Origin of the sequence: Algoriphagus antarcticus, assembly GCF_002150685.1 — a bacterium.
GTDB lineage: Bacteria > Bacteroidota > Bacteroidia > Cytophagales > Cyclobacteriaceae > Algoriphagus > Algoriphagus antarcticus.
Map to the genome: position 1 here is coordinate 51,075 of NZ_MSSW01000001.1, position 22,180 is coordinate 73,254.

General features: G+C 41.5%; 19 protein-coding genes. 8 read left to right on the forward strand and 11 right to left on the reverse strand.

Annotated elements, in window-relative coordinates; all coding sequences use genetic code 11:
• Positions 1 to 12 precede the first annotated feature (12 nt).
• Both BVH04_RS00150 and carB read right to left on the reverse strand, forming a co-directional pair.
• Positions 13 to 270 carry a DUF4834 domain-containing protein gene (locus BVH04_RS00150; RefSeq protein WP_086539314.1) on the reverse strand — a complete coding sequence of 86 codons (258 nt, stop codon included), beginning with the start codon at positions 268 to 270 and terminating at the stop codon, positions 13 to 15.
• Positions 271 to 295: 25 nt separating this feature from the next.
• A complete protein-coding gene (gene carB, locus BVH04_RS00155; RefSeq protein ID WP_086539315.1) occupies positions 296 to 3,115 on the reverse strand; it encodes a carbamoyl-phosphate synthase large subunit in 2,820 nt (939 codons plus the stop codon).
• Positions 3,116 to 3,398: 283 nt separating this feature from the next.
• On the opposite strand from carB, the gene BVH04_RS00160 reads away from it, so the two are divergent.
• Positions 3,399 to 4,394 carry a sugar kinase gene (locus BVH04_RS00160; protein ID WP_086539316.1) on the forward strand — a complete coding sequence of 332 codons (996 nt, stop codon included), beginning with the start codon at positions 3,399 to 3,401 and terminating at the stop codon, positions 4,392 to 4,394.
• A 99-nt stretch (positions 4,395 to 4,493) separates the two neighbouring features.
• Complete coding sequence (eda, locus tag BVH04_RS00165) at positions 4,494 to 5,153, forward strand: bifunctional 4-hydroxy-2-oxoglutarate aldolase/2-dehydro-3-deoxy-phosphogluconate aldolase (RefSeq protein ID WP_086539317.1); 660 nt, start codon at positions 4,494 to 4,496, stop codon at positions 5,151 to 5,153.
• A gap of 58 nt (positions 5,154 to 5,211) precedes the next feature.
• On the opposite strand, the gene BVH04_RS00170 is transcribed toward eda, so the two are convergent.
• The 4 genes from BVH04_RS00170 to BVH04_RS00185 all read right to left on the reverse strand — a co-directional run bounded on the left by BVH04_RS00170 (position 5,212) and on the right by BVH04_RS00185 (position 7,694).
• Positions 5,212 to 5,718, reverse strand: coding sequence for a GNAT family N-acetyltransferase (locus BVH04_RS00170; protein WP_086539318.1), 507 nt, complete (start codon positions 5,716 to 5,718; stop codon positions 5,212 to 5,214).
• A gap of 308 nt (positions 5,719 to 6,026) precedes the next feature.
• Positions 6,027 to 6,464 carry a UPF0158 family protein gene (locus tag BVH04_RS00175; RefSeq protein ID WP_086539319.1) on the reverse strand — a complete coding sequence of 146 codons (438 nt, stop codon included), beginning with the start codon at positions 6,462 to 6,464 and terminating at the stop codon, positions 6,027 to 6,029.
• Between the two features lie 95 nt (positions 6,465 to 6,559).
• A complete protein-coding gene (locus BVH04_RS00180; RefSeq protein ID WP_086539320.1) occupies positions 6,560 to 7,207 on the reverse strand; it encodes an alpha/beta hydrolase in 648 nt (215 codons plus the stop codon).
• 4 nt (positions 7,208 to 7,211) lie between these two features.
• The gene (locus BVH04_RS00185) at positions 7,212 to 7,694 is read right to left on the reverse strand and encodes a cytidine deaminase (protein WP_086539321.1); all 483 of its coding nucleotides are present in this window, start codon (positions 7,692 to 7,694) and stop codon (positions 7,212 to 7,214) included.
• A gap of 120 nt (positions 7,695 to 7,814) precedes the next feature.
• Between BVH04_RS00185 and BVH04_RS00190 the strand changes: the two genes are divergently transcribed.
• Complete coding sequence (locus tag BVH04_RS00190) at positions 7,815 to 9,146, forward strand: saccharopine dehydrogenase family protein (RefSeq protein WP_086539322.1); 1,332 nt, start codon at positions 7,815 to 7,817, stop codon at positions 9,144 to 9,146.
• Between the two features lie 151 nt (positions 9,147 to 9,297).
• Here BVH04_RS00190 and BVH04_RS00195 read toward each other — a convergent pair whose 3' ends face one another.
• From BVH04_RS00195 to BVH04_RS00205, 3 genes are all read right to left on the reverse strand, one after another.
• Positions 9,298 to 10,011: a tRNA1(Val) (adenine(37)-N6)-methyltransferase gene (locus BVH04_RS00195; protein WP_086539323.1), complete on the reverse strand. Its 714-nt coding sequence runs from the start codon at positions 10,009 to 10,011 to the stop codon at positions 9,298 to 9,300.
• A complete protein-coding gene (locus tag BVH04_RS00200; protein ID WP_086539324.1) occupies positions 10,011 to 10,613 on the reverse strand; it encodes a DUF2179 domain-containing protein in 603 nt (200 codons plus the stop codon). Before BVH04_RS00200 ends, BVH04_RS00195 begins: the two co-directional genes overlap by 1 nt.
• Before the next feature lie 69 nt (positions 10,614 to 10,682).
• A complete protein-coding gene (locus tag BVH04_RS00205) occupies positions 10,683 to 11,849 on the reverse strand; it encodes a CynX/NimT family MFS transporter (RefSeq protein WP_086539325.1) in 1,167 nt (388 codons plus the stop codon).
• A gap of 574 nt (positions 11,850 to 12,423) precedes the next feature.
• Here BVH04_RS00205 and BVH04_RS24985 point away from each other — a divergent pair.
• The 3 genes from BVH04_RS24985 to BVH04_RS00215 all read left to right on the forward strand — a co-directional run bounded on the left by BVH04_RS24985 (position 12,424) and on the right by BVH04_RS00215 (position 14,649).
• The gene (locus BVH04_RS24985; RefSeq protein ID WP_140160493.1) at positions 12,424 to 12,675 is read left to right on the forward strand and encodes a hypothetical protein; all 252 of its coding nucleotides are present in this window, start codon (positions 12,424 to 12,426) and stop codon (positions 12,673 to 12,675) included.
• A 429-nt stretch (positions 12,676 to 13,104) separates the two neighbouring features.
• Complete coding sequence (locus BVH04_RS00210) at positions 13,105 to 13,767, forward strand: hypothetical protein (protein ID WP_086539326.1); 663 nt, start codon at positions 13,105 to 13,107, stop codon at positions 13,765 to 13,767.
• A gap of 12 nt (positions 13,768 to 13,779) precedes the next feature.
• On the forward strand, positions 13,780 to 14,649 hold the full coding sequence (locus BVH04_RS00215; RefSeq protein ID WP_086539327.1) for a CPBP family intramembrane glutamic endopeptidase: 870 nt from the start codon (positions 13,780 to 13,782) through the stop codon (positions 14,647 to 14,649).
• A gap of 413 nt (positions 14,650 to 15,062) precedes the next feature.
• Here the strand turns inward: BVH04_RS00215 and BVH04_RS00220 are convergent, their stop codons facing one another.
• Entirely contained in the window at positions 15,063 to 15,872 is an 810-nt protein-coding gene (locus BVH04_RS00220; protein WP_086539328.1) for an XRE family transcriptional regulator, read from the reverse strand.
• A gap of 69 nt (positions 15,873 to 15,941) precedes the next feature.
• Here BVH04_RS00220 and dinB point away from each other — a divergent pair, with 69 nt between their 5' ends.
• Positions 15,942 to 17,090: a DNA polymerase IV gene (dinB, locus tag BVH04_RS00225; protein ID WP_086539329.1), complete on the forward strand. Its 1,149-nt coding sequence runs from the start codon at positions 15,942 to 15,944 to the stop codon at positions 17,088 to 17,090.
• Between the two features lies 1 nt (position 17,091).
• A complete protein-coding gene (locus BVH04_RS00230; RefSeq protein ID WP_086539330.1) occupies positions 17,092 to 20,049 on the forward strand; it encodes a DNA polymerase III subunit alpha in 2,958 nt (985 codons plus the stop codon).
• Here BVH04_RS00230 and BVH04_RS00235 read toward each other — a convergent pair.
• On the reverse strand, positions 20,042 to 22,156 hold the full coding sequence (locus tag BVH04_RS00235) for an ATP-binding protein (protein WP_086539331.1): 2,115 nt from the start codon (positions 22,154 to 22,156) through the stop codon (positions 20,042 to 20,044). The two genes, BVH04_RS00230 and BVH04_RS00235, sit on opposite strands and share 8 nt — an antisense overlap.
• Positions 22,157 to 22,180 lie beyond the last annotated feature (24 nt).

The following is a 22,180-nucleotide window of genomic DNA, read 5'->3' on the forward strand; positions in this document are numbered from 1 at the left end:
AAAAGTGAAGGATTACTCCTTCACATCTTCGTAATCGACGTATTCTCCGCCTTTAATATCCTTATGAGTCTTTTCTTGCTGCTTTTTAGGAATGTAATCCACGATGATCTCATCCTTTGGCGTGGAAGCATGCCGATGAGCACGCTGCTCCTCCTTTGCAACTTCATTTACATGCCGAGCAAATTTTGCCAATTTGCTCCTAAGAAAATATCGGATTAGTTGGCCTAGCAGCCAACCAACACCGAGAACTATTATCAGAAATTTCCACACAATACTTTATCGTTTTATGAGTTGCCTATCTACTTAGATACAGATTTCTCTCTGCGTAGATTTTCAAGAAATAATCATCCATGAGATCATCGATAAAGTAAATCGATTCACCGGTAGATTTCATTTCAGGGCCCAATTCTTTATTTACTTTCGGGAATTTATGGAAAGAGAAAACTGGCTCCTTGATAGCATAACCTTTTTTGTAAGGCTTGAATTCAAAATCAGTCACTTTTTTCTCTCCTAACATCACCTTTACGGCATAGTTTACATAAGGTTCTCTGTACGCTTTGCAAATAAAAGGCACCGTACGAGAAGCTCTTGGGTTTGCCTCGATGATGTAAACCTTGTCATTTTTGATCGCAAACTGGATATTGATCAAGCCTACAGTTCTCAACGCAAGGGCTATTTTCTCTGTGAAAATTTCGATCTGACGAATCACCAAGTCTCCCAAGTTATATGGAGGAAGCACTGCGTAAGAATCACCAGAATGAATTCCCGCAGGCTCTATATGCTGCATAATGCCGATGATATAAACATTCTCTCCATCGCAGATCGCATCAGCCTCGGCTTCGATAGCTCCTTCCAAGAAGTGATCCAGCAAAATCTCATTATTCGGAATATCTCTCAAGACATCCACCACATGCTGTTCAAGCTCCTTCTCGTTGATCACGATTTTCATGCCTTGACCACCTAATACGTAACTAGGACGTACCAAAAGAGGAAAGCCAATCGTCTTACACAGCTCAAGCGCTTCATCAGTATTATGAATTGTTCCAAATTCAGGATAAGGAACATCCAGATCTTTCAAAAGTGAAGAGAATCTTCCTCTATCCTCAGCAAGATCCAGTGCTTCAAAACTAGTCCCAATGATCTTTATACCATATTTATCCAGCTTTTCGGCAAGTTTCAACGCTGTCTGACCTCCAAGCTGCACGATCACACCCACAGGCTGCTCGTGAAGGATAATCTCGTAAATATGCTCCCAGAATACCGGCTCGAAGTATAATTTATCCGCAATATCAAAGTCAGTAGAAACAGTCTCTGGATTACAGTTGATCATGATGGTCTCATAGCCGCATTCTTTGGCTGCCAACACCCCATGAACACATGAATAATCAAACTCAATACCTTGACCTACACGGTTTGGACCGGAGCCAAGAACCACAACTTTTTTACGATCTGATCTAACTGACTCATTTTCAGCCCCAAAAGAAGAGTAATAATAGGGCGTTTTCGCTTCAAATTCTGCCGCACAAGTATCTACCATTTTATACACTCGCTTGATTCCCATTTCCTTATAGCGCTTATCGAAAACTTCGCTCTCTAAGCAGTCTAGCAAGTGCGCGATTTGACGATCAGCATAGCCTTTACGCTTTGCCAAATCCATCATCGCCACAGGAATTGTATCAAGTTTGAATTTCTCTATTTCTTTTTCCAAGTGAATCAACTCCTCGATTTGCTTCAAGAACCACTTATCGATCTTGGTCAAATCCTGAATAGTACGGAAAGAGATCCCAAGTTTGAATGCGTCATAAATATGGAAAAGTCTATTCCAGCTAGGATGCGCCAGGGAATACAAAATTCCATCTTGGTTTCGCAATTCTTTACCATCTGCTCCAAGACCATTTCTCTTGATTTCAAGCGATTGGCAAGCTTTCTGAAGGGCTTCCTGGAAATTTCTACCGATCCCCATTACCTCACCTACCGACTTCATCGACAGACCAAGTCTTCTATCAGCCCCTTTGAATTTATCAAAGTTCCAACGAGGTATTTTCACAATCACATAATCTATGGAAGGCTCAAAAAATGCAGAAGTTGTTCCTGTAATTGAGTTCTTCAACTCATCCAGGTTATATCCAATAGCTAGCTTAGCCGCCACTTTAGCAATTGGATAACCAGTCGCTTTAGACGCCAATGCTGAAGAGCGAGAAACTCGTGGATTGATCTCGATACCGATGATTTCGGTGTTATCTGGGCTCACTGAGAACTGCACATTACAGCCACCGGCAAAATTCCCGATGCTATTCATCATCGTGATTGCATAGTTTCTCATGCGTTGATACGTAGTGTCCGGAAGCGTCATCGCTGGCGCTACCGTGATGGAATCACCCGTGTGCACACCCATGGGATCAAAGTTCTCTATAGTACAGATCACGATCATGTTGCCGATATTATCGCGCATCACTTCCAGCTCGTATTCTTTCCAGCCCGTGATACTCTGCTCGATCAATACTTCGTGAACTGGCGAGGCCTGTAGACCTGCAGAAAGTGCATTTTCGAATTCATCCGCTGTTTCCACAAATGCTCCACCAGCGCCACCTAAGGTATAAGAAGCTCTGATAATCAATGGGAACCCTATTTCTTGAGCGATTTCTTTTCCCTGTAGAAAAGAAGTAGCTGTGGCACCTTTACACACACCTACACCGATCTTTTCCATCAGCGCTTTGAATTTTTCGCGGTTCTCGGCAGTATCGATCGCATCGATATCTACACCGATCATATTCACCCCGTATTTTGCCCATACACCGCCTTTTTCGCAGTCAATAGCAAGATTCAAGGCAGTTTGTCCACCCATTGTAGGTAGAACTGAATCGATGTCTGGATGATCTTTGAGGATTTGTACGATGGATTTCTTTTCCAAAGGAAGCAAATACACATTGTCGGCTGTGACCGGATCAGTCATGATGGTCGCAGGATTCGAGTTGATCAGCGTCACCGTGATCCCTTCTTCACGAAGAGACCTGGATGCTTGAGAGCCTGCGTAATCAAATTCGCAAGCTTGACCGATGACGATGGGACCTGAACCAATGATGAGAACGTGCTTGATGCTGCTATCTTTAGGCATTAGAGGGGGAGGTTGAAGAGAAAGTTTTGCTTAAGTCCAAATTGGGGCAAAATTAAAAAAATATTCTGAAGGGGCACGGTAAAACGGTAAAGAAATCAAAAACTCCTTTTGAACTCTTAGCAATTTTCATTAGGAATTGTTTCGTTATTGGCAAATAATTGAATTGGATTTATTGGTAAACCAATAAATGGCGTTTATTATTGTCTAATCATTAAGATCAAAAGGGATTAAATTTGAAATTCCTATTTTTCGATAAATCCAAAAAAAGTAAAACAGCCTATAGATGAATAAAAGAATAATCACACTTGGCGAAATCATGCTGCGACTCTCCACACCCGGCCATGAGCGCTTCATCAACACACAATCTTACGAAGTAAATTACGGCGGTGCCGAAGCAAATGTGGCTGTTTCACTCGCCAATTGGGGATTATCCGTAGCCCATGTGACTTCATTTCCAGACCACGAAATCGGTAAATCCGCTGTGAATAGACTTAGATTTGCGGGAGTGGACACCTCTTTTATTCGGTATAACGAAGGAAGAATGGGCGTGTATTTTGTCGAAAACGGAGCAATGCAGCGCTCCTCAAAAATCATCTACGACCGCTTTGATTCTGCTTTTGCTCAGGTCAATGTGAAAGATTTTGATTGGGAAAAAATATTTGAAGGCGCGGACTGGTTTCACTGGACAGGAATTACTCCAGCCATTTCCCAATCCGCCGCAGATCTTTGCAACGCTGCAATAAAGGCTGCTTCTAAGCTTGGCGTGAAAATAAGTGCAGACATTAATTACCGTAGAAATCTATGGCAATACGGCAAAGATCCGATAGAAATCATGCCTGAGTTGATAGGCCCTTCACATTTGATTATTGCAGGGCTGACTGACTTCGAAAACTGTTTGGGCATCACTGAGACAGACTATCTGCAAGCTTGCGAAAAGGCAAAATCCATGTGTCCTTCTTTAAAATACGTATCGACAACACATCGAGAATCTATCAGTGCATCTGAAAATAACCTAAGCGGACTTCTTTGGAATGGACAATCTCTCCTCGAATCCAAAACCTACGAAATGACTCATATCGTGGACAGAATTGGAGGCGGAGATGCCTACATGGCTGGCCTGATTTATGGCTTACTCAGTTCTGAAGATCAGAATGCATTGGATTTTGCAATGGCTGCTTCGGTACTGAAGCACTCTATTCCAGGGGACGCAAATTTCGTCTCGGTAGATGAGGTGAATCAACTGGTGGAAGGGAAAAATGTAGGTAAACTTTTACGCTAAAAACAACTATGAAATCGAGCATGACTCAAGAGTCACACACTGAAATAATTATAAACACTGCGAGATTCCATATGACCACTGAAAAACAATTATAAACATATGAGATTTTCAAACAGTGAGATGCTAAAAGCCATGAGTGAGACAGGAATGATTCCTGTGTTCAACCATGTAGATATAGAAGTGGCAAAAGGCGTACTCGACGCTTCCTATAAAGCGGGAATTCGAGTTTTTGAATTCACCAACCGAGCTACGAACTCTCTTGAGGTTTTCAAAAAGCTATATACGTACGCCGGAAAATATCCTGATATGGTGATGGGTATAGGCACCATCTTCACCACTGAAGATGCAAATGCTTTCATCGAAGCAGGAGCAGATTTTATCGTTTCTCCGGCTTTGGTCCCAGAACTAGCCGTGCATTGCAATTCCAGGGAAGTTTTTTGGATTCCGGGATGCGCGACCATGTCTGAAATTTTTCAGGCAAAAAAGCTTGGTGCCACTTTGGTAAAAGCTTTCCCAGGAAACGTGGTGGGATCGGCATTTGTCGCTGCTGCCAAATCTGTTTACCCTGAGCTACACATCATGCCAACTGGCGGCGTGGAACCTACGGAAGAAAACTTGAAAGAATGGTTTGATGCAGGAGTATTCTGTGTGGGAATGGGTTCTCAGCTTTTCAAAAAGGACTGGATCAAAAATCAGCAATTCGATCTTTTGGAAAATAAAATAGGGAATACACTGAAGATTATCAAGACTTGTAAGTAGTCAATTTTTGTAAGTGGTAAGTTGTCATCAATCTTAAACGACTTACCACTTACAAACTTTACTTTTTTAGCGGAGAAATCAACTCATAGTACTGCTCCAATAATGACACGCCGAAATTCTGTGATTTCATTTCGCTAATCTTACGAAAGCCCATTTTTTCGTACAAACTAACAGCAGCGTCTAACCCCGAAGTAGTGTATAAATAAGCGGCTTCATAGTTAGAATCCCTATAAAACTCCAACCATTCGTTCATCAGTCTGCTTCCAATTCCCCGCCCACGAAATTCTTTTACTAGGATAAAATACCTCAGCTGAGCCCGATTGGTAGGCCTGTGCATAAGCAAGACAAAACCTACCATTCTGCCTTCACTTTCCACCACCCAAACTCTATCCTTTTTAGGATTGTATGCACGATAAAATTCAAGTAAACTTTCCATCACATACGCTTCAAAGCCAAGTCCAAAATCATGCTCTTCTGAATAAACATTTCCATGCAAAGCAGCCACCTGACCCAGGTCTCCAGGCTTAAGTGTATTTCTGATTAAAAATTCAGGAGGGCTTTGCATCCAATTAAAATAGCAAAAACTGATGAAACCTCCCTCCGTAGTGTGATAAAAAAATCGGTAATGAAGGACTGTGGAAAATGAGAAAATAGAACTTGTTGAAGAAAGTTTGAAATAAAATGTAAAGTTGTAAGCTGAACCTTAAAACTGAAATTAACTGAAATAAATGTTCATTGATATTTCCAAAAAGAGTTAAGGAATAAACAAGAACAACTACTGGAAAGTCAATCAGCTGCGCCCTCTGCGAAACCCTCCGCGTCCACTGCGGTTAAACCCAAAAAAAAGCCATCCAAAATTGGACGGCTATTCAATTATCCTTCAGTGAAGTTGAAGCTATCAACTTGCTCCTTGATCCAGTCGTAGTATTTTTCCTTCCGGAATTCTACCCAGTCCTTTTTGTATTTGGAGTCTTCGATCAAAAACTTGAACGCTGTATTTGCTTTAGGTTTGGTGAGCGAACTAACCAAATCATCAGCTAGATTTTTTTCTTTGACCCTCCGGTCAATAAAATCCTGCATCATCTGATGCTCTTGAGCAGGCTCCATCTGAGTAAACTCGGCGTAATTGTCCGGGCTTTCCTCGATCTCATCCAGAACATCTTCTTCAGCATCAGTCAGATCATAATTATAATAATCCTCGTCATCTGGCATCTGATGAATCCTTTTCTTGTCGATCTGATAGAAACAGATCATTCCTTTGAGTAGTTGGGTTGAGATAAGGTCTATCTCCTTTTCAGTAAGCGAAAGCATTGATGGTTTACAAAATTTTCAGAAAAATAGTGAAAGTCGAATTCTGATCAAATTCTAATATTAATTAAGCAATTGAAGCACCAATATAGTTGGATTTACTCATTTGAATCAAGAATTCTCGAAAGCATTTCAATATCAATTTCGTGTCCACCGGAAAAAGTCAGTTTTTTTACTGCCTTACCCAGATTTTTGATCAATTGATGCTGTATTTCAATGCTTTCCGGAGTGATAAATTCATCCTGATCTCCCAAAACTAAGGTAAACTTTGTCTTCGAGAATTTCTCCCTCGCATCTTCCAAAATCATATCCTGAGCAAAACCGCCTGCCCAAAGTACCAATAAATTCACTTCACCTATCCATCGACTTCCCCAACGTGTAGCAGTTGCCGCACCCTGAGAGAATCCCAACACATTGATTTTTGGTCTTTCCAGATACTGAGAAAGCAATTCTCCCATCAACAGATCAAGAAAGCGGTGGTTGTTTCGAATAGCTGTTTCTCGCTCATGCTTGGTCATCCAGTTCGCACCTACTCTCCCCGAAAAACCATCGAGATATCCGTAATTAGTTGCTTCAGGTGCTACAAAAAGTCGATCAGGAGAATCAAAACCCTGGAACTTTCTGAGGAAAAACTCCGCTAATTGCCCATAACCGTGCAATACCAGCCATATTTCTTTCTCTTGGAAAGTAGGCTCATGTGAGACGGAATACTGCGCTTGATACTGATAACTGATACTTTTCTTCAAAACCCTAGGCGTTCAGATCGTCAAACTTAAAAGGCAAAAGCGTCTGGATCCCAGGAAATCGAAGTACACTTCCATCAGGATTTTGGATCAAAATAGAAATTGGTCTATTAAATCTCATTTCCATTTCGTTGATCGTCTGCCGGCAAAGCCCACAAGGCGAAACTCCCGCCCAGTTCTCCTCACCCTTTCTTCTCGCCACAATCGCAATTTCCTTCACTGCAAGATCCGGAAAATTGGCTCCAGCATACCCAAGCACCAATCGCTCTGCACAAACTCCTACTGGGAAACTTACATTTTCCTGATTACTAGATTGCAATATTTCGCCGGATTCAAGCCGGACTGCCGCCCCTACATGAAAGTCTGAATAAGGCGCATAGGCGCTTTCAGACACTTTTCTTGCCCGCATCATCACCTGCTGCTCTTCTATCGTCAGTTCCTCCCAAGCCAGTTCTTCAAACTCAGCTTCTATTTTTATTTTCTTGCTCATCGTTCTCTAATTGGAGTTTTCCTAACGATTAAGGTAGGGAATTGTTCCTTTTAATATTCTCTCGCTAATTTTTTACCCTAAAATATATTCTCCATTTTAGTCAGAGCAACTCAAGATATCATGTATACAATTCTGATTTTAGGTGGCGGAAAATCTGCCATATTTCTGATCGATTTCCTGGCGGAAAGCTGCCAAACCAAAACTCGTAAATTAATCTTGGCAGATATCAATCTGGCCTCTGCTCAGCAAAAGCTTAAAAATCAGCCAAATACCCAAGCAAGGCAGCTAGACATTGAAAATATGGATGCCCGACAATCTCTCGTCATAGAAGCTGATGTAGTGATTTCTATGCTACCAGCTTTTATGCATCCCATAGTAGCAAAGGATTGTCTGGAATTTGGAAAGCACTTTTTTTCGGCCTCTTATGAATCCGAACAAATGCGGGAGATGAAATCAGAAATCGAAGCAAAAGGCTTGTTTTTCCTGAATGAATGCGGCTTGGACCCTGGAATCGATCATATGTCAGCCATGAAGATTATCAACTTTGCAAAGTCAAAAGGCGAAGAAATCATCTCTTTCAAATCCTATTGCGGTGGACTTCTCGCGCCCGAATCTGAGGATAATCCCTGGAAATACAAATTCACCTGGAATCCGAGAAATGTGGTGCTGGCTGGCCAGGGCACATCTCGCTACATAGAAAAAGGCGATTTGAAGTTTATCCCATACCATCAGCTTTTCAACCGACTCGAAACTATTCAATTCCCTGAATTGGGGGATTTTGATGGCTATCCCAATCGGGATTCGCTCAGCTATAGAAGCCTGTATGGATTAAGGAATATAGATACCATCCTCCGTGGTACTCTGAGAAGAGATGGCTTCTGCAAAGCTTGGAATGTATTCGTACAGCTGGGCATGTGCGATGATAGTTTTCAGATGAATTTGCCCGAAAACACCACGATGAGACAGTTAATGAACTCATTTTTGCCCTACAATCCAGCCCTTACTGTAGAAGAAAAACTTGGCAATCTGATCCCTGATTTTGATTTCCCTGCATGGGAGAAAATCCAGTGGTTGGGATTCTTTGGAGATGAGTTGCTGCCCCAGACAACGGGATCTCCGGCTGTCATTTTACAGTCAATTCTTGAGAAAAACTGGAAGCTTTACCCAGAAGATAAGGACATGATCGTGATGCAGCATCTCTTCCAAATCAAAACTGAAGAAGGTATCAAAGAAATCAGATCAAGTCTGGTATGTTTTGGCGAAGATGCCACCTACACTGCAATGGCAAAGACAGTCGGACTTCCATTGGCCATTGCAGTAGATTTATTTCTGGATGGAAAAATCCACCTAAAAGGCCTCCACATCCCTGTGCTTCCTGAAATTTACAATCCTATTTTAGATGAGTTGAGCAGGAGAGGGATTCGATTTAAAGAAGAAGAAAGAGCAATCTGAGTATCCGCAATGATGCCAGTAGCCATATTCTTTTTTGGTTTACAGGCTTGGAGACCGAATACGGGTGACCGAAGATACCTTTATCTTGCATGAATTTAGTTTACACTTTAAGTATTTATTGGTACAATTGCGGATATACAAAAAGAATGGCTTAGGCTTTAAAACCCAGCAAAAAACCGGAGACTAAACTACCGTAGCTTTCATGCGGTGATCCATCTTCATTCTTGATAAAAATGGCTGAGGTTTCAAACTCATTTTGGTTTTTGGAAAAAGCGCAGATCTCTCTTAGAATTTGTTTTCCAGGCTTGTCTTGTAGCGTAAATTTTGTTCCAAGAAATAATCCATACTTGTCAGCTTCTTTTTGAAAATCCAGCATTTGTCTTGGTGGAAGAATAATCCAGAACTGCCCATCTTCTTTTAAAAGCTGAACTACTTTTTCCAATAAATCCTGAAAGGAAAGCTCGTCCGTATGCAATGCCATGTTGCGCTGCGCATCGGATGATTTCAAATGATCGGGGAAATAAGGCGGATTGCTCACGATCAGATCAAACTTCTGCTGGGGTTCGAAGTCTTGAAACCTACCCTCCCAAAGCTGCATGCGATCCGAAAAGGTATTTGACCGAAAATTTTCAAATGCCTGAGAAGCAGCTTGCAAATCTATCTCAACCGCATGAATAGCTGCTTCAGGAAAGCGCTGGGCAAGCATCAAAGCAATCACTCCCGTGCCAGTCCCTACATCCAAGATTTCTTCTGGCGAAACTGCATGAGCCAAAGCTCCAAGCATCACAGCATCTGTACTGATTTTCATCGCACATTTATCCTGATTGACCCGAAACTGCTGAAACTGGAACCAGGAATTGGCCATTAAGTACGGGGCTTACTGAAGAAGCTCATATTGAACCTTGGCTTATCATCCATCACGTTTAGATCATCTTCAGATACCCGCTTCACACTCTCAATAGTATAGAATGCTTTCTCATCAACGCTTTTGACTTTGGCGATAAATTCAGTCAGACTGTCTCTTTTCATCACTGTGAAAAGCAGATTCACCTTTCCAAATCGTCCTTCTCCACCGACATTTGTAAACCGGAAATCTCGCACCTTCATATACTCGATCAATTCAGGAAGTGGCTGTGGCGTAATCACCCTGACCAGTACTCTACCCAAAGCCAATTTCTCCTCAAAGTACATTCCCACATAAGTACCTGTACCAAATCCGCCTGCATAAGCAACATAGGAAAGAGGATTGTCGATATTTTGAAAAATCTGTCCTATAGCCATCAACCAAATCAATGCTTCAAAAAAGCCTAAAACTGGCGCAATATTCCTTTTCCCATTCATCATAAACATGATTCTCAGGGTGTTGATAGACACGTCGCATACTCTCGCGCAGAAAATAAGCAAGGGCATAATCAGATAATCGAACAATTGTTCAGAGACGCCGAAGGATTGAAGGAATTCTTGCATGAAATTGGGATTCAGTTTGAAGCCGCAAAATTACACCCTATTCCATCAAGGACGAAATAATATTTGGAATTAGATTTTACGATCCCTGCCTGCCGACATACCGAAAAAGGTAAATGCCAAAGCAAAGAACAATAAGAAGAAAATCAGCACATTCCAATTGTCAAAAAGATCCAGCGACACCCCAAAAAGGAATGGCCCAAGTGCCGCCAAATAATACCCCGAAGACTGCACCATAGCCGAAAGCTTGGCGGTAGTCTGATCCTCAGCGGTACGCAAAGCAATCAGTGTATAAGCGATACTCAAACTCGACCCCATACAAAGTCCCACAATTCCCAGCGAAGCGTAAGTCACGAGCTCATTTTCTATAAACAATCCCAGATACCCCAACACATACCCTACTCCCACTGCCAATACAACTCCGCTTTGCTCCCTGAGTTTGATCAGGAAATTTGGAGCAAAATAGGATCCCAACAGAGAAACCACCTGCATCATAGAAGAGACAAAACCAGCCTGAGAAGGAGTCCATCCACGGGAAATCAGCATATCCGGCAGCCAAGTCACCATGGTGAAATACATCACTGACTGACATCCCATGAAAATGGTGATCTGCCAAGCCAGTTTAGATCTCCATACATTTTTGGCAGGATCCGTTACTTCCTGAATACTTGCCTTAGGCCGCTGTAATTGCGGAATCCATATGATCATCGCCAAAATCATAAATACAGCCCAGAACGCCAAAGATCCACGCCATCCAAAATCCCAATCTACAGCAATCGGCACACTCATCCCTACAGCAATCGCCGCAAAAAGCGACATCATCGTTGCCAAAAGTGCGGTCATCAACCCCAGCTTCTCAGGTAGCCTAACTTTGATCAGAGGAATCAACAGCACATTGGCGATCACTATACCGATCCCCGTCAGCGCTGTGCCAAAGAGCATCAACTCAATCCCTCCCAACACACGAAGAATCACGCCAGTGGTAAGAACGGCAACTCCCAAAAACACGGCTCTTCCCATCCCCAATCGCTTTCCTATGCCAGGAGCAAAAAGCGAGAACGTAGCGAATGTCAATAAAGGAAGCGTGGTGAGAAATCCCGCCAAGCCATTGGACAAACCCAAGTCCTCACGGATAAATGGAATCAGTGGCCCGACCGATGCAATCGAAGTGCGCAAATTGATCGAAACCAAAATAATCCCAGTGATAAGGAGTGATTGGGAGGAAATAGATTTATTCAAGACTGAGGTATAAATAATTGTGATTATCCGTAATCACGCCTGCTGCCTTATTTCCCTTGCTTACTTGGTGGAAAGACCGAAGACGGGTGACCAAAGCAGCCGTAATGCTAGTGTTTACCATATAAATAAGCGCTTTATGCTGGCACAATTGCGGATATAGAATATAAAAGTCAAAGAATTCTAAGAGTGAAATTAGCGACTAGTTAGGCGGGCAAAGCTAGGGAAATTTGATCTGGATTTTGCATGAGGTTTTCCTATGAAGGCTGAGACTGATATAAAATTGCGGTTAGCATTTCACCTATTTACATGTTCTAATACCGATCGTGCCGTTAGCACTCGCGATAGATTCGAATGGGATCGGTTACCCCGAATTTCGCTTCGCTGTATTCGGGGCTATTATTGGTTGTACCGTTGGCACAAGGCCTGCGTCACTGATAAATTACTGTGAATACTGGTTTTAGTCAATTAAGCTTGTTGGGTTTCAGTGCCCATTGGAACACTGATCAATTATTGAAATCCCTAGATCCTTGCCAACGGCAAGGCCTGTAAAAGCCCAGAATGCAATTCTGGGTTTATGATGAAAGTCGTAACCAAAGAGTGCCAAAGGCATGATCAGTATGGAAAAGAATATCCTCAAAAAATTGCGCCGCCGCGCCTCCCCGTACAGCTGTCGGGAGCAGGAGATTTAATATTCTACCCAAAACCGTTGCGTCGCTGCGCCGTTGCGAGAAATAAATCATCAGAATCCAAAACCTTCGCTGCGCCGCCGCGTCGCCGCGAGAAATACATGGTGAGAAATAATATATCAAATTTCCAGATCTCCTGAACCTCTTCTTCCGGCACTTGATAGGCGTATAAACGGGTAAAGACTTGAATGCATTTGTAAAGAGAAGTGTGGATTAGCTGTAAATAGTGGTAGCAACTCTCCAAGGGTTCTTGAGCATTGGAGAATTCAGTTATCAAAAAACACCTGAAAAGTTCGGTTTTTTATGTTTTTGGCTTTTCAAACGTAAAATTATGCAGTTTGAAATCAACTTTTTACAAAATGTTAATTAATTGAATTATAACGTGTTACAAATAGAATTATGCCTTGAACTAAAAATAAAATACCTGAATATCAGCTTATTAATTAAATCTTTTGAAGATTTTTAAACTAGAATTTGGTTTTATAAATAAGGCTAGGATATATTAGGTTTAAGTTCAATGCGCTGAAGACTTTTAAAACAATCAACAACTCTAAAACTTTTAAAAAACAATGAAAACAATTAAACTAGTGGCAGTTGTATGCTTAGCATACTTTGCCTCCGCATGTGAATTAGATCAAACGGAAATTATCCCAAATGATGATCTTACTCAAGCCTTAGAGAATGATAACCAAGGCGTACTTAGAATCGGTGAAAAGACCTATATCTTTAATGAAAATTCTAAGGGAACAATTACCAAATTTGCTGGAAACTCTAGAAAATATGAGTTTTTGTATGATACTGAATCGTTAAATATTAAGCCTGACTATCAGCGAGAAAATTATAGGCTTACAGAGGATAGCTTCATAATCGAAAACGAATTGACGGGTGAGTATTTAAAATTTGTAAACGTAGATGAATCAAAATCTGGTACTATATCATTTGATGTAGAACTGAGTAATGGGTTAAAACTTGAAAATCTTAATTTCGTAATTCCACCAAACGATTCATTAGGTTCAGCTAATTCTAGAACAGATGTAGCTTGTGTTTTATGTTATATTTATGTCTTTGAAAAAATATTAGATTCTATATTGGATCAATTGGGGGATAATTTTGATAGTAATTGTGCCTTGGCACTAAATAACTGTGCAAACTCTGGCGGAGTAGCGGAATTAAAATTATCAGATGGATGGTTTGGCTCTTCTTGTGAAGTATCATGTCAATTGCCTGAATAATCTATTAGATATATGAATAAAAAAAAGTGGTTACTAATCAGTGGAAGCGTATTGCTTTCACTGGTTCTTTTCTTTATTGTTTTTTTTCAGCTAACACCTCCGCTAACTGATATAGAGCAATCAAGTTTTAAGAGTTTTTATTTGAGTTCATTCATATTTCCCGTTTTGGTTGCTCCGCTAATTGAAGAGATTCGTTTTCGAGGGTTTCTGACAAAAAGCAAAATATTACAAGGTATTTTTCTTCTTCTTACCCCAATAAGCTTATTTGTAGCAGGTTGGGATACTATCATATTTATCTTAGTATTGGTTATATATTCTATTTATGCTTTGTATAAAGTATATAAATTTGATGCTCTACTAGATATTTTAATCATAGTTTCATCTCTATTTTTCAGCTTGCACCATTTACCTTTTAATGCTAATATCACTTGGTCTTGGATCCCATTTTTAGGAGTATCATTCTCATTAGGGTTACTTTTTAGTTGGGTTATTATTAATAAATCCATCATTTGGGCTTTTATACTACATGGCGGATGGAATCTTGTGGTTAGCTTGTTATTTTTAGGACACTTGCATTTTGGGATATCAGAAGAGCCTGGAGAGGTGATTTCAGATGAGTACCATCTCGAATGGAAAAGAATACCTTTCCTCAACTCAAACTCTGGTCAATACAAGCCAAATGGTAATGTATTAACTATTACCAATATGAATCTGCAAGATGTAATTGGCTACGCAGGGCCAGAGATATTAGATTCCATGTTAGTCACAGAACCATTTGTAAAGTATGATATCACATTCCAATCGGAAAATGAAGCGGAACTGAAAGCGAATTTCGTCAAGGCTTTGGAAATTGATTCATTGTTGATAAAGAAGGTGAAATAGCGATTTCCTCCCTATTCAGCGAATCTTTCTTCTCAACTTTCAAAGCCTACCCCCACACTAGGGTATTCCGCCAAAAAGGGTATTTTTATGCTTTCTAACAAGACCTGAAACGTCCTGAATTATCTGTATTTGATCCTCTGCGATATACTTTGCCACTCTGCGGTGGAAAAAATCAAATGTAAAATCCTTCAATCTTGATAGCTTCAAGTACAAACCCTTTGCGTCTCCAGTACAGCTGTCGGGAGCGGGAGACTTTCATTCAAAACATACGAGGCTCAAAAAAAATGGCAAAGGCTAAAACCGCCGCGTCGTTGCGAGAAATACATTGCGAGAAACAAATCATCAGAATCCAAAACCTTCGAGGAGACCCTTCGACTTCGCTCAGGGTGACCATTATTCGCTCAGGGGATACCTCAAAGATTACCTCCCTGCAACAACCCCAACTTCCTGTTAATCTCCGAGATCTCAATCCCCACTTGCTGCAGCGTCAGTGGCTCCTGCGGAAACTCATCACTCATATAATATTCAAACTTCCAGATCTCACGAATCTCTTCCGCTGGGACTTTATAAGGCGCATAAACTGGATTCAGCGAGCGTAGCAAAAAGTTTCTTTCCTCGGCCTGGAAGCTCAACATCTTAAAACTGATCCCTTCGCTTGCCGTCACCACCACGCAGGGAGTTTCTTTTGCAAGTCGCCATTCGGACAAGTACGAGCCAATCACATAAGCTCCATCCGCAATCGGCAGCATGCTATCTCCTTCGGTTTGAAACATACGGTACTTTTTGTCTTTTGGGAGATTGGGGAGATTGAAAACAGGAAGTGTGCTCAAATACTCTGGATCTCCAAAGCCACCTAGATAACCTGCTTTCGCCTTGATCGGCACCAGCTCGATGTTGTCCTCATTACTTGAACTCACCGTGGTGGCGAGAATCCGAACTTTCGATCCGCTAAGAAACACATCATTTCCAGCTTCCAGATCACGGATTTTCAGTTCGCTGATCTTCGACAGATCTACCCGAAGCAGCGTATCCACACTCATCCTGAAATAATCCGCACACAGCAGCAAATCCTCGATTGCCGGCGACTTGCTATGCCCATTTTCATGTGCATTTAGCTTGGCACGGGTCATGCCAAGATTTTCAGCTAGCATGTCCTGACTCAATTTGCGTCGCTTTCTGAGAAATTTCAGATTGCCCGCCCAGAAAAAGCTTTGACTTCCCATTTTTATTCGATACAATTAATGACAATAAAATGATACTAATAATATCAAATATAGCAAGTAATCTGAGAAATGGAAAGGCATATCGTGCATTTGGATTTGGACACGTTTTTTGTGTCCGTGGAGCGGTTGAAAAACAGTGCCCTCAATGGTAAACCCGTCATCATCGGTGGCAGCACCGACCGGGGCGTGGTGGCTTCGTGCAGTTACGAAGCACGGAAATTCGGCGTGCATTCTGCCATGCCGATGAAGCTGGCGCGCAGGCTTTGCCCTTCGGCTATGTATATCAAAGGCGATTACGACAGCTACAGTAAGAGTTCGCGTCTAGTCACCGAGGTGATTCAGGAGCAAGTTCCGCTGATGGAAAAAGCTTCGATAGATGAATTTTACATCGATATGACGGGAATGGATCGCTTTTTTGGTTGTGAAAAATTCACCAAAGAACTGCGGGAAAAGATAGTCCGAGAATCAGGATTACCGATTTCATGCGCTTTGGCAGTAAACAAACTCATCTCCAAAGTGGCCACTCATGATGCTAAACCCAATGGACAGACGACCATTCCTTTTGGTGGAGAAAAAGGTTACCTCGCACCACTTCCCATCCGAAGAATGCCGGGAGTAGGAGAAAAAACCTCCACACTGCTGGAGCGGATGGGCGTGGAAAACATCAAACTACTCAGTGAAATCCCTCCCCGAATGATGCAAAATCTATTGGGAAAATCGGGCATCGATCTTTCCCGAAAAGCCAATGGCATCGACGAATCACCGGTCATTCCCTACACCGAGCAAAAGAGTATCGGAACAGAAAACACCTTTGAATCAGACACGATAGACATGGCTTTTCTTAATAGTCAATTGGTGCGAATGACGGAGAAAGTAGGCTTTGAGCTTCGCCAAAAACACAAGCTCTGTGGTTGCATCACGGTGAAGCTTCGCTATGCTAATTTCGACACCGTCAGCCGTCAGTGCGTGATCTCCTACACCAGTTCGGACGAAGTGCTCCTTCAGCGAGCCAAGGAACTCTTTGCGAAGCTCTATGAAAAGAGAATGCTCGTGCGCCTTGTCGGAGTGAAAGTCAGTCATCTCGTGCAGGGAAACCAGCAAATCGATCTTTTTCAGGACACCGAAGAAGGCGTGAGTTTATACCAAGCCATCGATTGGATCAAAAATCGCTATGGCGAAAAAAGTCTAACCCGAGCTATCACCCTAACCTCCGCTTAAGATGTTTATCCATTGTAAATCCTGGTTCAGCTATCGCTACGGCACCTTCAGCACTGAGGCGATCGTGGATGCCGCGGCCGAGCGTGGGCTATCTTCCCTTGGCCTCTGCAATATCAACAGCACGGCGGACATGTGGGATTTTGTTGATTTCTGTAGGGAAAAGAAAATCAAACCGCTGGTGGGCGCTGAAATCCGAAATGAGGATATTTTCTGCTATACACTATTGGCAAAAAGTGATGCTGGACTATCGGAAATCAACCGATTTTTATCTGAGCACCTGCAGCAGGAATTAGCTTTTCCTGAACGTCCAACTTGTTTTTCAGAGGTTTTCATGGTCTATCCCGTTGGGAGTTTTGCTGCGCAAAATCTACAGAAAAATGAATTCATCGGCGTATTGGCAAGCCAACTGAACCGTGTCAAAAAGGAGGAAGTCGAAGCTTTTCCCAAGAAATGGATCATCCGACATCCGGTGACTTTTAAGGACAAAACCGCCTTCAACCTGCATCGCTTGCTTCGTGCCATCGGCAAAAACACGCTGATCAGTAAACTGGGGGAAAAAGACTTTGCCTCTCCAGACGAACTATTTGTCCCGGAAGCAGCACTGATGAGTGCCTTTCGGAATTTTCCCGGCATGATCAGCAACACACTTCAGCTGATCGATCAGTGCGAGCTGAAGACAGAACTTCATACCGATAAAAACAAAAAGCATTACAGCGCGAGCAAGGAAGACGACCGGATTTTGCTGGAAAAGCTCGCCATGGAAGGACTTCAGTATCGCTACGGAAACAATCCTGAAGCGAAAGCCCGTGTGATCAAAGAACTGAAGATCATCGACCAACTGAATTTCAACGCCTACTTTCTGATCGTCTGGGACGTGATCCGCTATGCCCAAAACCGTGGTTTTTACTACGTAGGTCGAGGCAGCGGAGCTAATTCCATCGTAGCCTATTGCCTGAAAATCACAGATGTGGATCCCATCAAACTCGATCTATACTTCGAGCGATTTCTGAATCCACACCGAACTTCCCCACCGGATTTTGACATGGACTTCTCCTGGAAAGATAGGGATGAGGTCATCGATTATATTTTCAAGCGCTACGGCAAAGACCACGTATCGCTACTCGGAATGTACAGCACGTTCCAGCGGAGAGCGGTAATCCGTGAACTGGGGAAGGTTTTTGGCCTGCCAAAAGAAGAAATCGACCAACTCGTGCGTGGCAAAGATCAGCCGATGAACGAGGACAAAATCCAGCGTACCATTCTGAAATACGGACAACTGCTGGAGAATTTTCCCAATCATCATTCCATCCATCCTGGTGGAATGTTGATTTCCGAAAAGCCTATCTACCAATACACTGTAAATGAAATGCCTCCGAAAGGCTTTTGCACCGCTCAAATCGATATGTTTTTGGCAGAGAAAATCGGCTTATTCAAACTCGACATCCTCAGTCAGCGCGGATTGGGGCATATTAAGGAAGCCATTGGACTGGTGAAGAAAAACCGGGGAATCGACATCGACATTCACCGAGTAGAGGAATTTATGTGCGATCCCAAAGTCGCGAGCCAGATTCGCAAAGCGGATACGATTGGCTGCTTTTACATCGAAAGTCCAGCCATGCGGCAGCTCCTCACCAAACTCAAATGTGACGATTACCTCCGTCTGGTTGCTGCCAGCTCTATCATTCGTCCCGGCGTGGCGCAATCAGGCATGATGAAGCAGTACATCGAGCGCTTTCACGATCCGAAAAAAGTCGTCTACCTCCACCCCAAAATGAAGGAACTGCTGGAGGAAACTTATGGCGTGATGGTCTATCAAGAGGATGTGATCAAGGTGGCGCATCACTTCGCCGGCCTGGATATGGGCGAAGCCGACATCTTGCGCCGAGCCATGTCCGGCAAGTATCGCTCGCATAATAAGTTCAATGAGATTCGGGAAAAATACTTTGCAAACTGCAAGAAACTTGGGCATGATGACACCGTCGCAGCGGAAGTTTGGAGGCAGATGGAATCCTTCGGTGGCTATTCCTTTTCCAAGGCCCACTCGGCATCCTTTGCCGTGGAAAGCTATCAGAGTCTTTACTTGAAGACCTATTTTCCCATGGAATTTATGGTGGCCGTGATCAACAATTTCGGTGGGTTTTACAGTACGGAGTTCTATTTCCACGAACTCAAGCGCACGGGAGCCCAGGTAAATCCGCCTTGCGTCAATCGCAGTGAATACCTCACCAACATCAGCGGAAAGCAGGTTTTCGTAGGACTCATCCATGTCCAGCAACTTGAATCAAAACTCTGCACGCTGATTCTCGAAGAACGAGAAAATAATGGCCCCTACCTCAGTTTGGAAGACTTCATCGAGCGCACGCATTCCGGACCGGAGCAGTTGAACATACTGATCAGCGTGGGAGCATTTTCATTTACGGGTTTGGGAAAAAAGAAACTGCTGTGGAAAGCCAACTTCGCCCAAAAACGGCTGACTGCTATTCCCGATTCTCCTGCGCTTTTCAAAGAACCGGCAATGGATTTCACGCTACCGGATTTCCCTGATTATCCACTGGAAGACGCGATTGACGAGATCAATGTGCTGGGCTTTGCGCTCACGGATATGTTTCGCCTCTGTGCGCATGATGGCAAAGGAACCATCTTCGCCGAGCAGCTTCCAGGCTTGCTGGGAAAAAATGTAGAGGTACTTGGACAACTGGTAGTGACCAAAGATGTGCGCACGATCAATCGGGAGCACATGGCCTTTGGGACTTTCCTAGACCCCAAAGGCGACTGGCTGGACACCATTCATTTTCCTCCTTCGCTAAAGCGATTTCCATTTCAAGGTAAGGGATTCTATAAGCTCCGCGGCAAAGTAGTCGTAGAATTTGGAGCCTTTGCCGTAGAGGTAAATGCGATGTGGAAAGTGGGGCTGAAGGGGAAGAAGGAGGTGGTTAAATATGATCACCAATTTATTTAATTCCCAATCTTTCCATGAAAATACTGTTTCTGAGTTTTGCTCTTTGTAATAATGTTGAATACTTAATGACCTCCGTATAAATTGATCCATTTTCTTTAGAATCAAATCCAGTGACTTTTTGCGATGGACTGTAGAGGTAATCAAAATTATATGAATGTTCAAAAGTAGTAACGCCTGCTTGAACATCTCTAGGCTCAATCCCTTCTCCAATTAGATACCCAAAAAATGTTTTAATCTCAAAATTATCATTAGTATAATTTCTTATTAAAGATGCATATGTGTTAATTTGAGTTAGATGGGAGGAAACATTAACATAAGGAGATTTAAACTCGATAATTATACATTTACTTTCTTCAGGAAACAACAGAACATCTGGTCTTTTAATTAATCTATTTTCACCAAGAGACTTTAGATATCGTGTTTCCTCCTCATCAAAACTATTTTTGAAAACTTTTTCTCCTCGAATTTCTAAATCTTTCAACTTGAATTCGGAATTACCTCTAAAATAAATAAAATCCTCGTTAATTATCCACAAGTCACTATCATATGAATTAGTGGACTTTTGATGAAATAGTAAATTATGAATTAGAGATTCATCCTTATTCCTGCTATCATCACCCTGAATCTTTAATTTCTTATCAAGTATTTTTTGAAAAAGCTCTAGCACCAATTTGCGCCGTGCTACATAATGACTTAGTGTCCTTTTATTTTGTTCAGGAATTACTTTAACTAATTTATTGATCTCAATTTCTAATTCCTCTTCATAATTAGGTGCAGAAGTATCTAAATCATCTAATCTATCAATTGATTTTTTAATATTAGCATCAATTTTAGCTTCCTTTTTGGCTTGAGCTTCATAATACTTTTCAAGAATACGTTTATCATCATCATTAAAGGAAATCTCTACTTCATTATCATCATCAATAAAAAACATCTCTTTCAACTCTTTCAAATCATTTTCATGTTTTTTCTTTATTACTTCAATTTCCGGATAAAGCTTCAATAATCCATCATTAACACTTTTTTCAATATCTTCAATAAAAATGGTTTCAGAATGGAAGGCATCAAAAGAATTGCTTCCTTGTTTTCTAGGTATATCCAATTCACCTCGAAGATTTGTATCCCTTTCATCTATGAAATTCCCAGAAACTAAAATTAAATACTTATTCCCATTTATGTTATCTGCCTTTGAAATTCCAGATAAATTAATTTTTGTACCCTCTACTACTTCTCCTTTTGAAATCAGTTTAAGATCATTGTTATCCAATAAATTTTTTGACACTTTAAATGAAGTGACCTCAAGCTCCTCCTTTTTTTCAAGGATTTCAATTTTAGAAGCATCATAACTGAGTTTACTATAGAAAACGTTTACTATTTCTTTTTTATCAAATTTAGGAATATCAGTTTCTGAAATTTCCTGAGAATCCTTTAAAATATTCCCTACATAAAATTTCAATTCTATTTTTGGTAGAAGCTTAGAGTTGAAACAAAAAAAATGTAAATATCTTTTAATTAGCTCATCTTTTAAGATGACGGCATTCAGGTTGTTATACACATTACTTTTCTCTAACAAATTAGAAAATGTTACTTTTGTGTATGGATGTTCTTCTGTTGAAATCTTATAGTGTTTAAGATTTACAATAGCGTTTTTATTTAAAAAATATTTATTTTTGGACAGAACAAACTCTCGTTCATAATAATTCTCGTCTTGACAAAAGACGCTTGTAATCGTTGTAGTATCAAAAAAATGAACATATTGGACTCTACCTGAACCAAGGTTTTTAAACCCTTTTGAACTATCTTTAAAAGTATTGAATCGAGAGAATTCAGCATCATTAAACCCAACCCCATTATCTCTTATCGTTAACGATTTGAATTCAAAAGATTGATCAGTTTTCTCTTCAGAAAAGATTGAGATAATGATTTTTCCCTTATCTCTCCCACCTTCATTAACTCCAATTTTTATAGCTTCTATCGAATTCGTAAAAGCTTCAAATATAGGCTGCAAACTGGTTCCTGATTTCTTTACGTCGTGTAGAATTCCTGCAAAAGACAAATCTCTAGCGGTAATAAATCCTGGTTCCTTCTGTACTAATGAATCTCGCATTGTTTATATCTTATAAAAAAGAAC

Bases quoted from the DNA above. Each gene is read 5' to 3' on its own strand.
- BVH04_RS00235 (WP_086539331.1), bottom strand. From the start codon at position 22,156: ATGCGAGATTCATTAGTACAGAAGGAACCAGGATTTATTACCGCTAGA.
- BVH04_RS00200 (WP_086539324.1), bottom strand. From the start codon at position 10,613: ATGCAAGAATTCCTTCAATCCTTCGGCGTCTCTGAACAATTGTTCGAT.
- BVH04_RS00175 (WP_086539319.1), bottom strand. From the start codon at position 6,464: ATGCTTTCGCTTACTGAAAAGGAGATAGACCTTATCTCAACCCAACTA.
- BVH04_RS00220 (WP_086539328.1), bottom strand. From the start codon at position 15,872: ATGGGAAGTCAAAGCTTTTTCTGGGCGGGCAATCTGAAATTTCTCAGA.
- BVH04_RS00215 (WP_086539327.1), top strand. From the start codon at position 13,780: ATGAATAAAAAAAAGTGGTTACTAATCAGTGGAAGCGTATTGCTTTCA.
- BVH04_RS24985 (WP_140160493.1), top strand. From the start codon at position 12,424: ATGATGAAAGTCGTAACCAAAGAGTGCCAAAGGCATGATCAGTATGGA.
- BVH04_RS00170 (WP_086539318.1), bottom strand. From the start codon at position 5,718: ATGCAAAGCCCTCCTGAATTTTTAATCAGAAATACACTTAAGCCTGGA.
- BVH04_RS00230 (WP_086539330.1), top strand. From the start codon at position 17,092: ATGTTTATCCATTGTAAATCCTGGTTCAGCTATCGCTACGGCACCTTC.
- BVH04_RS00185 (WP_086539321.1), bottom strand. From the start codon at position 7,694: ATGAGCAAGAAAATAAAAATAGAAGCTGAGTTTGAAGAACTGGCTTGG.
- BVH04_RS00160 (WP_086539316.1), top strand. From the start codon at position 3,399: ATGAATAAAAGAATAATCACACTTGGCGAAATCATGCTGCGACTCTCC.
- eda (WP_086539317.1), top strand. From the start codon at position 4,494: ATGAGATTTTCAAACAGTGAGATGCTAAAAGCCATGAGTGAGACAGGA.
- BVH04_RS00195 (WP_086539323.1), bottom strand. From the start codon at position 10,011: ATGGCCAATTCCTGGTTCCAGTTTCAGCAGTTTCGGGTCAATCAGGAT.
- BVH04_RS00210 (WP_086539326.1), top strand. From the start codon at position 13,105: ATGAAAACAATTAAACTAGTGGCAGTTGTATGCTTAGCATACTTTGCC.
- BVH04_RS00190 (WP_086539322.1), top strand. From the start codon at position 7,815: ATGTATACAATTCTGATTTTAGGTGGCGGAAAATCTGCCATATTTCTG.
- carB (WP_086539315.1), bottom strand. From the start codon at position 3,115: ATGCCTAAAGATAGCAGCATCAAGCACGTTCTCATCATTGGTTCAGGT.
- dinB (WP_086539329.1), top strand. From the start codon at position 15,942: ATGGAAAGGCATATCGTGCATTTGGATTTGGACACGTTTTTTGTGTCC.